The 15526-nt window shown below is 46.4% G+C and carries 12 protein-coding genes; all 12 read right to left on the reverse strand.

Annotated features, from left to right (window positions below):
- Window position 1 precedes the first annotated feature (1 nt).
- A complete protein-coding gene (locus M1E06_RS13080) occupies window positions 2-799 on the reverse strand; it encodes an ABC transporter ATP-binding protein (RefSeq protein ID WP_020451313.1) in 798 nt (265 codons plus the stop codon).
- Window positions 800-932: 133 nt separating this feature from the next.
- A complete protein-coding gene (sigG, locus tag M1E06_RS13085; protein WP_003181576.1) occupies window positions 933-1712 on the reverse strand; it encodes an RNA polymerase sporulation sigma factor SigG in 780 nt (259 codons plus the stop codon).
- A gap of 139 nt (window positions 1713-1851) precedes the next feature.
- Window positions 1852-2571 carry an RNA polymerase sporulation sigma factor SigE gene (gene sigE, locus M1E06_RS13090; RefSeq protein ID WP_003181573.1) on the reverse strand — a complete coding sequence of 240 codons (720 nt, stop codon included), beginning with the start codon at window positions 2569-2571 and terminating at the stop codon, window positions 1852-1854.
- Between the two features lie 59 nt (window positions 2572-2630).
- Window positions 2631-3560, reverse strand: a complete 930-nt coding sequence (gene spoIIGA / locus M1E06_RS13095) for a sigma-E processing peptidase SpoIIGA (protein WP_020451312.1) — start codon at window positions 3558-3560, stop codon at window positions 2631-2633.
- Between the two features lie 184 nt (window positions 3561-3744).
- A complete protein-coding gene (locus M1E06_RS13100) occupies window positions 3745-8043 on the reverse strand; it encodes a S8 family peptidase (RefSeq protein WP_048350610.1) in 4299 nt (1432 codons plus the stop codon).
- 191 nt (window positions 8044-8234) lie between these two features.
- Entirely contained in the window at window positions 8235-9743 is a 1509-nt protein-coding gene (locus M1E06_RS13105) for a S8 family serine peptidase (protein ID WP_050820750.1), read from the reverse strand.
- Between the two features lie 370 nt (window positions 9744-10113).
- A complete protein-coding gene (gene ftsZ, locus M1E06_RS13110; RefSeq protein ID WP_020451308.1) occupies window positions 10114-11247 on the reverse strand; it encodes a cell division protein FtsZ in 1134 nt (377 codons plus the stop codon).
- A 34-nt stretch (window positions 11248-11281) separates the two neighbouring features.
- Entirely contained in the window at window positions 11282-12580 is a 1299-nt protein-coding gene (gene ftsA / locus M1E06_RS13115) for a cell division protein FtsA (protein WP_020451307.1), read from the reverse strand.
- Window positions 12581-12763: 183 nt separating this feature from the next.
- Window positions 12764-13117, reverse strand: coding sequence for a small basic family protein (locus tag M1E06_RS13120; RefSeq protein WP_003181559.1), 354 nt, complete (start codon window positions 13115-13117; stop codon window positions 12764-12766).
- Window positions 13117-13842, reverse strand: a complete 726-nt coding sequence (locus tag M1E06_RS13125; RefSeq protein WP_020451306.1) for a DUF881 domain-containing protein — start codon at window positions 13840-13842, stop codon at window positions 13117-13119. Before M1E06_RS13125 ends, M1E06_RS13120 begins: the two co-directional genes overlap by 1 nt.
- A gap of 25 nt (window positions 13843-13867) precedes the next feature.
- Window positions 13868-14527 carry a DUF881 domain-containing protein gene (locus M1E06_RS13130; protein WP_371268716.1) on the reverse strand — a complete coding sequence of 220 codons (660 nt, stop codon included), beginning with the start codon at window positions 14525-14527 and terminating at the stop codon, window positions 13868-13870.
- A gap of 29 nt (window positions 14528-14556) precedes the next feature.
- The gene (locus M1E06_RS13135) at window positions 14557-15345 is read right to left on the reverse strand and encodes a cell division protein FtsQ/DivIB (RefSeq protein WP_020451304.1); all 789 of its coding nucleotides are present in this window, start codon (window positions 15343-15345) and stop codon (window positions 14557-14559) included.
- Window positions 15346-15526: the final 181 nt, after the last annotated feature.

Raw genomic sequence — 15526 nt, forward strand, 5'->3', positions numbered from 1 at the left:
TTTAAATGCTGAGGTTTAGAGGCTTTTTCTTGGACAAATACGGTCTGCCGTCCGTCCATACCGCCTGGACGGGCATATCGAAAAATTCGGACAAAACCTCGCCGGACATCATCTCTCTTGTCTTCCCCAAGGCAAACACTTCACCTTTTTTCAGCAGCAGCGTTTGGCTGAAAGCGGGGAGAATTTCTTCCGCATGGTGAGTAACATAAAGCATGGACGGTGCACTGTCTTTTTTGGCAATTTGTTCAACCGTCTCCAGCACCTGCTCCCTCGCGATGAAATCAAGACCGGTTACAGGCTCGTCGAGAATGAGCAGCTCTGGATCGGCCATCAAGGCCCTTGAGATCAGCACCTTTTGTTTTTCTCCCTGAGAGAGCGTTTCATATCTCCTGTCCGCATAACGGATGGAGCCGAATTCCTCCAGGAGGGCGATCGCTTTCTCCCTGACAGACTGTGAAGGCGATTCATAAAGGCCGATCGAAGCGAAAGCGCCGCTTAAGACAATTTCAAATGCACTGTCTTCAGGATACAGCTTCTGCTGCAGGGCCGCTGACACAAGGCCGATTTTTTGGCGAAGCTTTTCGTTCAGCTCCGTTTTTCCAAATTCGCGCCCTAACACGGTGACTTTTCCTGTTGTCGGAAAATAATAAGCGCACAGCATGTTCAACAGAGCGGTTTTGCCGGCCCCGTTCAATCCGTATAACGCCCAGTGCTCCCCCTTTTCCACCGTCCAATCAATATCCTTTAATATCCACTCTCCGTTTCGTTTTAGTGAAGCATTCTCAAGCTGCAAAACCATTTGAAGTCCTCCTTTTATGTAAATATTCTGATAAATTAAAATATAATTCTTTTATTATAGCTTATTTATATAACAAAGTGAATGAGAGATTTTCCATTTTTAGCATGTGAAAAGCCGCAGATTGACTGCGGCTTTAGTGAATGTTCTTATTCATTTGTTTAATGGCGGCTTTTTCCAGCCTTGACACCTGGGCTTGGGAGATTCCGATCTCATCAGCGACTTCCATTTGCGTCTTGCCTTGGAAGAAGCGTTTTCTGAGGATCATTTTTTCCCGTTCATTCAGCCGTCTCATACCTTCTTTTAAGGCGAGCTCTTCGATCCATTGCGAATCCTTGTTGCGCTCATCGCTGATTTGATCCATGACATAAATCGGATCTCCTCCGTCATTGTAAATCGGCTCAAACAAAGATACGGGATCTTGAATAGCGTCAAGCGCAAAAACGATTTCTTCATGGGACACTTCAAGCTCTTTCGCGATCTCCTGAGCCGTCGGCTCCCTGCTTGTCTCACTGATCAGCCGTTCTCTCACTTGCAGCGCCTTGTACGCGATATCCCTGAGTGACCGTGAGACGCGGATCGGGTTGTTATCGCGCAAATATCTGCGGATTTCTCCGATGATCATTGGTACAGCATATGTTGAAAACTTAACATTGTGGCTCAGATCAAAATTATCAATTGATTTCATTAGTCCGATGCAGCCGACTTGGAATAAGTCATCAACATACTCTCCTCTGTTGTTAAACCTTTGAATGACGCTTAAGACAAGGCGCAAATTACCGTTAACAAGCTTTTCTCTTGCTGTCGTGTCTCCTTCATCCTGCATTTGCTTGAACAACTTTCTCATCTCTTCGTTCTTCAGTACGGGCAGTTTTGATGTATCAACCCCGCAGATTTCAACTTTATTTCTCGACACTTTTTTCCCTCCCTACAGGAGCTGCTGTACAAAGTTCAGTATCTCCTCGGGTGGGAAAAATATGCATCGTTAATTTCCAAAAATAAGAAGATCAAGTCGAAAACCCTTGGCTGTCAACACTTCAAATTTCATAAAAAAATTAAACCATTTTGTTGAATTCTTTTCGCAGCCTTTTAATAATTCTTTTTTCAAGCCGGGAAATATATGACTGGGAGATGCCGAGCATATCGGCAACGTCTTTTTGCGTTTTTTCTTCTCCTCCGACAAGCCCGAAGCGGAGCTCCATGATCTGTTTTTCTCTGTCATTGAGCTGTTCAAGCGCTTTTTTCAGCAGCTTCTTATCAACGTTTGCTTCGATATCTTTTGTAATAATATCGTTTTCTGTTCCGAGCACATCTGAGAGAAGAAGTTCATTTCCGTCCCAATCGATGTTCAACGGTTCATCGAATGATACCTCTGAGCGAATTTTATTGTTTCTTCTTAAATACATCAAAATTTCATTTTCAATACATCTGGAAGCATATGTAGCCAGTTTGATTTTTTTCTCGGGATTAAAGGTATTCACCGCTTTGATAAGGCCGATCGTGCCGATGGAGATTAAATCCTCGATATTGATGCCGGTATTTTCAAATTTTCTCGCGATGTAGACGACCAGCCTGAGATTTCGTTCAATCAAAATCGCCCGTGCCGCCTGATCACCGTCAGGCAGCTTATGGAGAAGCACCTGCTCTTCATCTTTTGACAATGGCGGGGGCAGCGCTTCGCTTCCGCCGATATAATAAATTTCGTCGCTTTTCAGCCCCAGTTTCATTAAAAGTTTGTACCACAGATAGGTTAACCTTAATTTTAGTTTTTTCATCTTCCTCCCCCTTCTAAATAAACGTCTTCAGGAGTATGATAATGTAACAGACTTCGAGTTTAAGAAACGTGTTTGACCGGGTTTCCGGCGAGCATTTTCGGATGGACGATGGCGTCAAATTCGCCGTCCGCGGAAAGCGGTGAGGTGCTTATTCCAATCAGGCATTTCGGCGCTTCAATCACCTCCCTTTCCGAAAAAATGAGCACATGATCCGGCTTTAGGCAGAGCAGAAACTGATGCTGATGGCCGACCCCGCGGTAGGGAATCAGGCGGATCCGCCCGATATACGGGAGTGTTTCATCAAGTTTGCCGACGGCATCAAGCGGGCTCATTTCCTTGATGATCACACTCGCTTCTTCTCCCAATACACTTTTCAATTTTTCAATATTGACGATCATGACGGGCGTTTTTGTGATCGGGTCGTAGAGTTGGTTTCCGGAGTCAATCAATCCGGTGAAATGAAGCGTATGTTCATCAATGCCGGTCTCTAGGCGGACGCGTTCTTCATATTGAATTTTCTTCGCTTCAGCATCTTCAAAACGCTTTTTTGAAAACAGCCATACAGCCGGAAAACCTGCACCGACAAACAGCCAGCTGACCGGGTCTCCAAAACCGGACCAATTCGTCATAAAGACGCCGTTTTCCATGATCGAATCCGTTTCAAGTAAAGAATGCGCTCCAATAATCCCTCCTCCCATTAAAAAAGTAGCAAAATAAAAAGAAAACAAATTTTGCAAAAAAAACCGGAACCGCTTAAAACCAAATGTCAAAAGAACGATCACAACCGAAAACGACAGTTTGCCTGCAGGATGAAGGACGTACGGCGAAAAAGGTGTAAACATAAACAGAACGATGCTTGACGCGACAAACGCCCCTAAGATCAGCCTCCGCTTTTTAACCCTTCGCTTTAAAATAAATGCGGTCATCATTAAAAGCAGCAAGTCAAAACAAAAGTTTAACAGCCATATCGCATCTAAATAGATTTCCACATCCTTCCCCTTTCTTTGGACTCGGTGACCATATTGTTTGTTTTCCTAAGTATAAATCAAGCCCAAAGGTAAAGTCTGTCAATTAATGTTGCGCAAATCGTACATTTTTTGAAGTTTTCGTACTGAATTTGTCGATCATAAAACGAAAAAAAACGCTGCCATTAAAGACAGCGTCTTTTCACCTTTATTTCAGCTTTTCATTGATGTACAGTTTGCCTTTTGCCGTTTGTCTCGTTTCATTGCCGTAATCATCCCGGACGATGACCTCGATTTCCGCTCCTTTTGCTTTTGCGGTTGAAGTCGCGGTCCAATATCCTTCATACTTGCCTTTTGAGACTTCTCTGATCGGCAGCTCTGTTACGTTTTGGGCAGCCGTTTTGAAATTGGTAAGTGGCATTCTGATCACAAAGACAGCATCCAAATCAGCGGCGCTTTCAAACTCGATTTTCACGGTTTCTCCCGTTTTGAGCTCGAGGTCTTCAGCCGGTTTCAAGCCGGTGATTTGCGGCGCTTCAAAGTTGACATCCACCGTGACTTTTTTGGTCGTTTTGTTGCCTGCCGCATCCGCTGCCGTTACTTTGATTTCATTTTGGCCGTTGTCAAGCATAATCCTTGCAGAATACTCGCCATTGTCAACAGCCGCTTTTTTGCCGTTTACATGAACAGATTCTAAGTGGTCGTCTGATACTGTTCCTTTCACAGTGACAGTCTCTTTATTGAGTTTTGATCCGCTTTTCGGCGTGTCAATCGTAAGCTTCGGCTTTTTCTGGTCAAGGACGATCCGGACCGGGTCTGAAGCATCCGTCGTTCCGGAAGCCGATGACGATTTGGCGGTGATCACATTTTCACCTTTATTCAGCGGAATCTCTTTTGAGAAAGTGCCGTCTCCCGCCGTTTTCGCCGTTCCGGCTTCTTCATCTCCGTTAAAGAGCTGAACGGTCGTGTTCGGAGACGATGTCCCTTCGATGACAGCATTCTTTTTGTTGGTAATGAATCCGTCTTTAGGCGACGTAATCACAGGCATCGCCAATTCATAGTCGACCAAAGCGCGGATCATGAAGTTGCCTTGGTCTGATGGCGCTTTCGACCATGAGCCGTCCGTATACTGCCAGTTGCGGCCTGAATATTCCCCGTCTTCATCTGTAGCAAGTCCAGGTGAGTTGGCCAGGTCCTCTGTCTGGACGTACACGAGGTAAAAGTCTTTTCCGACGAGGATGCCTTCATCGCCCAAATCAACGGTCGTCCATTCACCTGTGCGGAGCGCTTCAGCTTTGAACGGGCCGGCGAGTTTTTTGCCCGGAGAGCCTTTTTCACCCGACGCATCGTAGACCTCGACTGCAAAATCAGTGCCGCCCGGATCCGGGAATTCTGTATCCCAGAATTTGAACAAGCCGCCTTTCAGCATAGCTTTTTCCTGCCCGTTTTCGAGCGTCATTTTGACGGCCAGCCCGTTGCCGGATTCATAGAAAGCCCAGGCGTTTTCCCCGGTTCCGTCATCATAGCCGATTTCCCCAGGATAGCCGATGAAAGGATCGAGCTCGATATCTTTCGAGACATCTCCTTTTAAATCAACGGAAAACTCGCTGCTGTAATATCCGTTTGCAGAGACCTTTACCATATACGAGCCTTCATAGGCCGTTAATGAATAACTTCCGTCGCCGTCCGTCTGAACCGGTTTTACGGATGCATCTTCAACGATATACAGCTTTGCATGTCGGACGGGTTCGCCCGTTTTTTTGTTTTTTATCGTTCCGGTGAGCGTCCCTTTCTTCAGTTCCTTTAAGACAAAGTCTGCCGTCGTCGTCTTGTCGGCCTCGATTTTTACGGTTTGCGCATTTGATTCATATCCGTACGCTTCCGCTTTCAGCGTATACGTTCCAGGTGCATGAGCCAAACTGTATGCGCCTGTTGCTTGGTTGGAATATGTCGATTTGCCCGTCTCCAGCACGCTGACCTGAGCCCGCACCGGAAGAACTGCAGGAGCTGCTTTTTTCGTCTCAGAATGTTCTTGAACGGTTTCTGCCGGTTTTGCTTTTTTCGGATCAATCGTTTGTTTCTTCGTTTTCTTATCCTTCATTTTAGCCGGCTGTTTTTCAACGCCCAGTCGTTTTTTCGTGCCTGCGCTCTTCACTTCCTTCACAAGCGCTACATCATCGATATAAAGCCCGTCACCTTCAATGCTGTCGTCAGATTGTAGGTTGAACATGATCTTAATCGTCTGTCCCCCGTACTCCGACAAATCAATCTGTCCGTCTTTCCATTCTGACGTCCTGCCGCTGTACTCAGCAGCCGGGATCCATTCATCTTTCCCTTCAGGCTGTACGTAAACGAAACCGTAATCGAAGTCCTCTTCAATATCGTGCCAATATTTGTATGTGAGATAAAGTTTTTGATTTTTTGGAACGCTGACAGGAGGCATAAGAAGATTCATATTGGCCGAACTTTGATACGGCCCTGTCAGATTTGTTGCGAATACGTTTTTTCCCGATGCTGCGGCATTCGGGCCTGACTGAGGAATACCGCGCTCCCATGAATTCTTCACACCTGATGTGATCCAGCCGTTGGCAGCATTCTCGAAATCTTGTTTATACCCTGTGGTCACAGCCGGAGAAATCGGGATTTCGTACACTTTGGATTCCGTTTTGTTTCCTCCGAAATCGGTGACAATCCATTTGTAGGAAAGCGTTTTCCCTTCAGAAACGGATACGGCCGCCTCGTACGTTCCTTTTTTATAGTCGCCGGAAGTTTGTTTGGCAGCGATCGTCACCCAATCGGAATCATCGGTTTTATAGCTTAATTTGACCGATATGATGCTGACATCGTCTTCCACATCAACTGAAAGAGGCGTTTCTGAGCCTGAGTAAATTTCCTTGATCTCTTGATGGTTTAAGACCGGCGGATTTTTGTCTTCGCCTTCTTTTCCGACTTGCCCTTCCGCTTTGCCCAACCCTTCTGTGACGGCGGACACCGCGTCAAACACGTTCACGAGCCCGTGGCCGTATCCGTTGTTCGGCGATTCGGTAAATTTGCTGTCTGTGAGCGGTGTTGCGGTTTCCATCAAAATCTTTTCGATCCCATCAACGGTGATCGACGAATCGGCCTGCTTGATAAGTGCGGCCGCGGCTGCGACATGCGGTCCTGCCATTGAAGTGCCGTCCCAGCCGTCTTGATAGCCGCTTCCAGGGACAGAAGAGCGAATGTTGACCCCAGGTGCTGTTACTTCAGGCTTGGTCTCATCATACGGGGAAGGACCTTGAAGTGAAAAATCGGCTAAGCGATTATCGATGTCTGTCGCACCGGTCGCGAACGCTTCGGGGTAGTTTGCCGGATTGGCAATCGAAGCAGGTCCTCCCGGATTGGTGAAATCAGCGTTCCCCGCAGAGAACTCAGGGAAGATGCCGGCAGCTCGCCACGCTTTTACGATATCCCTGTAAAACTCATCAATCCCGGCTCCCCCTGACCACGAGTTATTGACAACATCCGGAGCCATTTCAGGGTGCGGGTTGCCATCTTTATCTTTCGGCGCCAAAATCCATTCACCCGCTGCAAGGAGGTCTTCGTCCGTTCCGCCGTCATCCGAAAAAGCTTTCACGGCAATCCACTTTGCACCCGGCGCCACACCGATTTGGTTTTGGCCGTCAGGCTCTGATCCGACCATCGTCCCGGTTACATGCGTGCCGTGCTCCAGGTCGTCAAAAGGTTCAGAAGCGCCAGAAACCGCATCATACCAGCTGAATTCGTGATCAGGCTGATCGGGATGCTGCGGGTCATATCCGCGGTATTTTTCTTTCAATGCCGGATGATCCCATTGCACGCCCGTATCAATTGACGCGACAACCGTGCCCGTTCCGTCATATCCCAATTTCCAGGCTTTTGGCGCGTCGACTCGATTGATATTCCATTCGATTTCTTTTTCATCCTTAGCTGCCGATTTTTTCACAGACTGTTTAGCCGGTTTGATCAGCTGCCTTTTTTCGTTCGGGAGCACTTTCTCTACTTCCGGAAAAGCCGCTACTTGTTCCATGACCTCTTTCGTCGCATGGACGGCCATCCCGTTGACAATATAATAGGAGCGGATTTTTTTTACTTTCCCTTGTTTTTCCTGCTTTTTCAAATAACGTTTCAAATCGCTTTGCGTCTCATCCGCTTTGACTCTTAAAGCGGAGACGACAGCCGAGCGCTTTTGATATTCTGTTTTAGCCGCGCTCAGCGACTTTTTCTTCGCATTCTTTTCCGCCTGCTTGGCCACCTTTGGAGTATCGACTTGATCTTTCAGTTTGATCAAGAATGTGACTTGATCTTCTTTTTTGAACTGTTTGACAAGAGATTTCGAAATTTTTCCCTTCCCTGCAACTGCTTGTTCTTTCATCGAAGTGAGCGCAGGCTTTGCCGCGGCATCTGAAACGGCGGGCATGAACAGCGAGCCGATTAACAAACCGCTTAAAATGGTGGAAAACGCCTTTTTTCTCAGCTTTCTTTTCAAATGAACATCCCCCTTTTTGATGAAATTGGCTGGACTTGTCCGTCCTCCTCTCCTTGTGGATGCCTTGTCTGACCTTGATGTAACTTAAATATAGTAAAAACTGGTTAATTTTTTTGTCGGTATTTGTCAAGATCATGTTTAAAATTAGATAAAAAAGGACAAAACCGTTAAAGCGGTTTTGTCCTTTTTTATCATTTTGTTTTTTTAGCCGCGTCAAAAGCTTTTACAGCGTTGACCAAGCCGTATCCGTAGCCGTTGTTCGGCGATTTTTTAAACGTTTTGTCAGTCAGAGGCGTCGCCGTATTCAGCAGGATGCGCTCGATTTCATCGACTGTGAGGTCCGGATTGGCTTCCCTCATTAAAGCGACGATCCCTGATACATGCGGGGTCGCCATCGATGTTCCGCTCATCGCAGCATACTTGTGTCCCGGATAAGCAGAGCGGATGCTGACGCCCGGTGCCGAAATATCGGGCTTGATTTCGTCATATGGCGAAGGTCCTTGCAATGAAAAATCGGCTAACGCGTTTGCGCTGTCAACTGCGCCTATCGCGAAAGATTGCGGATAGTTGGACGGATTCTCAACTGAACCCGGTCCGCCCGGTTCCAATTCGCTGACATTACCTGCTGCGAATGCAGGAAAGATATCAGCTGACCGCCAAGCTTTGACAATATCCAAATACCATTCATTGAGTCCGCGTTCACCCGCCCAAGAATTGTTGACGACATCGGGAGCCTTTTCGGGGTGCCCTTTTCCTTTCGCATCTTTCGGAGCCAAAATCCATTCTCCTGCAGCCAAAAGGGATTTTTCGTCTCCACCGTCCTCTGAAAAGGCTTTGACAGCGATCCATTTCGCAGTCGGTGCGACACCGATCTGGTTTTTGCCGCCGGCTTCTGAGCCGACCATCGTGCCTGTCACATGTGTGCCGTGGCCCAAGTCGTCATATGGCGTTTTCTTATTGCTTGTCGCATCAAACCAGTTGAACTCATTGTCTGGACTGTTCGGTTTAGAAGGGTTGTAGCCCCTGTACTTTGTCTTCAACGCCGGATGATCCCACTCAACGCCGGTGTCAATCGAAGCGACAACGGCTCCTTTGCCTTTATAGCGCTTTTTCCAGACATTAGGCGCATGAACCTGCTGAATGTTGGAAGCGGGGGAACGATCCGCAGACGTTTTCGATTCTACCGTGGGTTTTTCAGTGTTGCCGAGCTTAATTTTTTGATTTGGCAGCACTTTTTCAACCTCCGGAAATGAAGCCGCTTTTTCCATAACATCCTTTGTCGCTGTCACGGCAATGCCATTTACAATATAAAAAGATTCCACTTGCTTTGCTGTTCCTTTTTTCTCTTCTTTTTCTAAAAACGATTTTAAGTCTTTTTGCGTTCTCTCAGCTTTTGTACGCAGGGACGTCAGCACGGCTGAACGTTTGATTTCTTTTACTTTTTTCACGGTCATCACGCTTGCTTTCGCCCGGTTTTCAGCCGCTGTCGCCGCTTGCTGAAGATTCGCCTGGTTTTTCATTTTGATTAAAAAAGTCACTTTATCTTCTTTCTCAAAACGTTTGTAAAGAGCGCTTGATATTTTGTTTTGTTCCTTGGCCTTCGCTGTCGTGCCTGTTTCAGCCTGCACAGCGGCCGGAGCGAGAAGTGAACCGATGAGTGCAGCGCACATGAATGTGCTGAATAATGGCTTTTTCTTCACATGACATCCTCCTTTAAGCAATAGCAAATATAGTCGTTTCTTGCGTTTCTTTGTCTAGAAACAGAAACTATTAATAATGGTAAAAGAAAAGACTTATAGACATTGTCGTATTTTGTCATTTTTCCTTTGTCGGTTTGTAAATTCGTTCTTTTTACATATGACTTGTTCACTGTTCATAGTTCGGCCAGATGACAAGCTGAAAGGAAAATCCGTGCATCCGGGAGAAAAGAGAGAGGTTAGATGCAAGGCTTTTGAGGGAGGCGCTTCGATCAGAATGACAATTGATGCTTTTGGAGGGGAGAATCCGTTCCAGCGCATAAAAAAAGCCGCCGACTTCTTGTCGGCAGCTTTCCAATGTATTATATACGTTTTAGCGTTTATTGCGGTTTCTTAAGAAAGTCGGGATGTCAAGCGTATCCTCGGCAGGCTGTGATTGGCTGCGATGCGGCATGCTTGGCTCCTCGCGCTTCGGCTCCCGTTTCGGAGCAGGCTGATGATGCTGTTTTAAGCCTTGGTTTAAAGGTCTCTGCGGCTTAGATGCATCTTGATCCTGTTCGATAAAGCCGGTCGCGATGACCGTAACGACGATTTCGTCTTTCAAGTTTTCATTGATGACAGATCCGAAGATCATGTTGACGTCCTGGTCAGATGCAGCCGCCACAATGTCCGCTGCTTCCTGAACTTCGTAAAGGCTTAAGTTGGCTCCGCCTGTAATGTTCATCAGCACGCCTTGGGCACCGTCAATCGCCGTTTCAAGCAACGGGCTGGAAACAGCTTTTTTAGCGGCTTCTGCAGCGCGGTTCTCACCTGTCGCTACACCGATACCCATCAGTGCAGAACCTTTGTTGGACATGATTGTTTTGACGTCGGCAAAGTCAAGGTTGATCAGTCCAGGTGTTGCGATCAAGTCTGAAATGCCCTGAACACCTTGGCGGAGAACGTTGTCCGCTTCGCGGAACGCTTCAAGCATCGGTGTGTTTTTATCGACGATTTCAAGAAGACGGTCATTCGGAATGACGATCAGGGTGTCGACGGCTTCCTTCATTGCTGAAATACCGCCTGCCGCCTGAAGCTGTCTTTTTCTTCCTTCAAAGGTAAACGGCCTTGTGACAACGCCGACAGTCAATGCGCCCAGATCTTTTGCGATTTGTGCGATGACAGGTGCCGCGCCCGTTCCTGTTCCGCCGCCCATTCCGGCTGTGACGAACACCATGTCTGCACCTTTCAGCGCTTCTTCAATTTGTTCTTTGCTTTCCTCTGCGGCTTTTTTGCCGACTTCCGGATTGGCTCCTGCGCCGAGCCCGCGCGTCAGCTTCGCACCAATCTGCATTTTCGTTTCCGCTTTTGACAGGTTGAGAGCCTGGGCATCCGTATTGACTGCGATAAACTCGACTCCCTGAACGTCATTTTCGATCATCCGATTGACGGCATTGTTACCGCCGCCACCTACTCCTATTACTTTAATCGATGCTAAGCCGTCTATATTTGTTTCAAACTCTAACATGCTAAATCCTCCTAATCCGTCGAATGACTAATCTCTATTCCCAAAAGAAGTTAAATATTTTCTTCATTTTGCTCGGCTTTTTCTCAGCTTGAGCGTGCTGCTTGGATTTTGGCTTCGGTCGCTGCTGCACTTCTTTTTGATGTGTTGCCGCGACTTCCTGAACCGCTTGTTCCGGCATCTTAAAACCTACTTTTCTGCCTTGGATTTTTGCGTTGCGGTAAGCGAATTGGATGAGGCCGACTCCTGTCATGTATTGAGGTTCTCTTACACCGATATAATTCGGGCTAGCCACTCTGACGTTATTTTGAAGAACATCCTGTGCGAGGCTGAGGACACCCGGCATTCCAGCCTGTCCCCCTGTAAGCACAAACCCTCCCGGCAATTCTTTTATTCCCATGTTCCGCAGTTCCTCTGCCACGAATAAAAAGATTTCTTCGAGCCTGGCTTCTATAATGTCTGCCACTTCCCGCTGAGAAAAGGTCTGCTTTTGGTCTGTCCCGATCACGGCGACTTCAAATGTTTCCTCTTCCGACGCTTCTTCATAGAAAGCATGTCCAAACTGCTTCTTCACCCGCTCAGCTTCGTCTGTGGAAGTGCGCAATCCGATTGAAATATCCTTGGTGATGTTTTCTCCTCCCAGGGGTATGACGCGGGTCGCAAGAAGATGTCCGTCCTCAAATACGGCAACCGTTGTCGATCCTCCCCCGATGTCGATTAAAGCCACTCCGAGGTTTTTTTCGTCCTTTGATAAAGCGACAGATCCGGCAGCCAGCGGCTGAAGACAAATATCCGTTATTTCAATTCCCGCTCTTTCCACACAGCGCAGCAGGTTATGTAAGATCGTTTTAGAGCCCGTGATCAGCGATCCTTCCACTTCAAGGCGGACGCCGAGCATCTTTTTCGGATCTGTAATATCGCCTCTGCCGTCAACGATAAACTGTCTCGGAATCACATCGACGATCAGCTGTTCAGGCGGGATGGAAACGACTTGAGCGGCCTCCATCACCCGGCGCACGTCTTCAACGTGGATCTCTTTATTCTCGCTTGAGACAGCCACAACACCGTTCGTATCTTGAATATGGATGTAGTTCCCATTAACCCCGACGATCGCGTGGGTCAGCGGAAAACCTATCATTCTTTCTGCTTGTTCAAACGCTTTTTTTATAGAATGAACCGTTTCATCTATATCAACGATTGATCCTTTTTTCAGCCCCTCTGAGGGAACATTTCCGACTCCGATAATGTTAAGAGAATCGTCTGACATTTCACCGACGATCACTTTAATATTGGACGTACCGATGTCTAGACTGACGTAAAGTTCATTGTTGTTCATTCTATGGCACCTCCTCACATTTCAGTCAATTCTATTCTATTATTTGCCGAACAACAATACAATGAATCTGGTTTTACAAGTGTGTAACAATCAATACAAACCAATACGCTTCGTTTTTAGTTTTAGGATTACTGTGAATATTCGTGATATCCTATGTATATCCTCTTTTAAATCCGATTTTTTTTAATTTTTTCTCCTCGAGGCCGTCCATTTGGCGAGCAGTATTCTTCTGATGACCGCGATGTTTTGAAAAAGCCTCACGCCAAATGCAAACATACCGACTAAATACAAGTCTACACCAAGATGAACGCCCAGAAAAGCCAAACTTATGGCGAGAATAATATTGAAGAAAAAGCCCGTCACAAAAACTAGTTCATCGTATACACTTTCCAAATGGGCCCTTATTCCCCCGATCAAAGTATCAAGGGATGCAAGAATCGCCAGGGACAAATAATTTGAGTATTCATCCGGAATGGTGAAGTTCGTGCTGAACCCGATTGTAATTCCGAGCAAAAGCCCTAAAACCGGAAGCCACATTAGGAATTCTCTCCTTTTGATTTCTCGAGCGGTTTCAATGGCGCAACTTGCATTGAACCTTCGTAAGCTTTGATTTTGATTTGTTTTTCAGGCCTTTTGATTTGCAAATCCAGATTTTCTCCCGCGAACAGATCCTGCAGGGATGAAGCATTCATTCGGCTATATAGTTTATCGGCGTTTTTGCCGATGACTTTTACCGTTATCGGATAGTTGTCCAAAGGATATCCGTCGATTTTGGTTGTTCCGTTGATATCCCTGATCACCGTCGTGTTGACAACCCTTCTGTCATTGATCGATATTTCTTCCGCTTCATACATATTCAGTTCATTAATCAGCTTTTTCAGAAGGTCTGGCGGCGGATTTTGAATGGATTCTCCCGTGAGTTCTTCCGAGAAAAGCTGAGAAATGGTGATGATGATTCCGTTCCCTGTAACATCTGTGAAGCCGGCCTGTTTTTTTAAGTTTTGAAGCGTTTCATTCAACGCTTTTGTCCGCGAGGTTTCTTCTTGATGACTGTATGTGTTCAGCATTTTTTCATATTTGTCAATTTCGCTGATCAGCTCAAGCTGTTTTTTCTGTTCTTTCTTCAGATCCTCCCTGAGGTCCCAAATGTCCCGCGTATCGCGGACTTTCGGCGCTTTCAGCGAATTGAACTGCACGGACAGCATAATTCCGAAAATGAGCATCAGGATGCTCAAACTGATGAAACGATTATTTTTCTTCAACGTCCGCCCACCAACTTTTCAACGTTCATTCCCCCTGCTTTAAAAGGGGCTCCATCTCGATTTGGTCTTGTTTTTCGATGCTGACTGAAATATGATCGCGGCTCAGCTGGTCCACAAGCCCTCCTGCAATGTTCAGCGCCGGCATCAGCACATCCGGATCCCCGATGGCCGAAATGACAAACGGCGCGGGATACTGGTTGCCGTCAACCGTGATGACAGGACCGTTGCACGATATGTAAGAATGATGTGTCACACGCTGTCCGTTGATCGACACCGCGGCCGCCCCGGAAATCCACAGCTCATTGAGCAGGCGGAATATGTGGCTTTCATGTACGATATAGTTGTTGACATTCTCACCTTCCGGTATGTAAGAAGCGTCTTTCAGCGTCACCTTGATTCCTTCGCCCTGAACGCCGATTTCCCCGACGAACATTCTGTACCTTTCAACATCTTCAACAATATTGTAATACTCTTTTTTTTCCTTTTTCAAAGCCGTCTCTGTTTTCTGTACTTCCTGCTGTTTTTTGTAAAGCTCCTGTTCCAGCTTCTTATTTTGCTTTTCCTGGGAAATCAGCCGGTCGCGCAAGGAATACTCCTCTTTCCAATTTTCAGCTGTTTCTTCATGGTCTTTGTTTTCCCTGGCGAATTGATAGGAGAAAGACAGCAGGAATCCGAGGACAAGCATGGCGAGTGAAAGATTGACTGTGTGCCTCTTCAATTTCCGTCTCCCTTTTTGCTTTCATCCGTTTTTTTCAGAGGTTCAAAATAAGTCGCGACTTCCATATGGATAATGCCTTTTTCCCCTTTCGGCAGCTCTTTTACGATCGCCGGATAGCTGTTCATTTTCTGTCCGAACGTTTTCAGCGAAGCCGTCACGATATAGCCGTCGTTCATATACAGTCTGATCAGCCAAGGATTTGATTTTTGAGGCGTATAGTTAATCTCGGAAATCGATTTTTTCACGGAATCGGAAAGCTTGTTCAGCTGTTTTGCCATTTGAACGAGCTTTTCGTCTTCCTCCCAGTTATTAAGGGTCGGTCCGATGTCAGTCGGCGTCACCTCTTCAGGAAGCACCGTGCCGTTTTCAAGCACGGAGTAGTACACATTGTGTTTTTGCAAAAACGCAATGCTTTTATACTCTTCGATGGAGATGGCGATTTTGTTGGGCAGCTGTTTAGAGATTTCGGCTTTTTTGATCAATTTATTCTGCTCGATCTTTTCTGCGGCCTTTTGCTTGCTCAGACTCCAGAATTCCGTCTGTCCTTTATGGATCGAAGACAGGGAAATGATCTGGTCTTTTGAAACGTTTTTGTTTCCTTTGATCTCTACCGTCGAAACTTTGCTGATCGGCGTCTGCAGGTAAATGATGATCAGCATCATCGTGAAAAAGAGCAGAATAAAGGTGATCAGCCGGCGGTTTGCCTTTTGCTTTCGCTGTTCTTTGATTTTGGGAATCCGTTCTTCTATATTCACTACTTTTTCTTTATCAATACCGGGTTTCACGTAGGCTCACCTCAGGTTAATAAAGCAGACAAAAAGACTTTTATTTGCTTATTTTTGTTCGGAAAAATGACGCGCTTTTCGACATATGAAAGCACGGGGCAAGCTAAAAAGCTTCCATTTAGCGAAACAAACGACATACTAGGATGCCGTTTGCTTGTTTGTTTCATACATTATATCATAA

Source organism: Bacillus sp. AK124 (assembly GCF_053903085.1).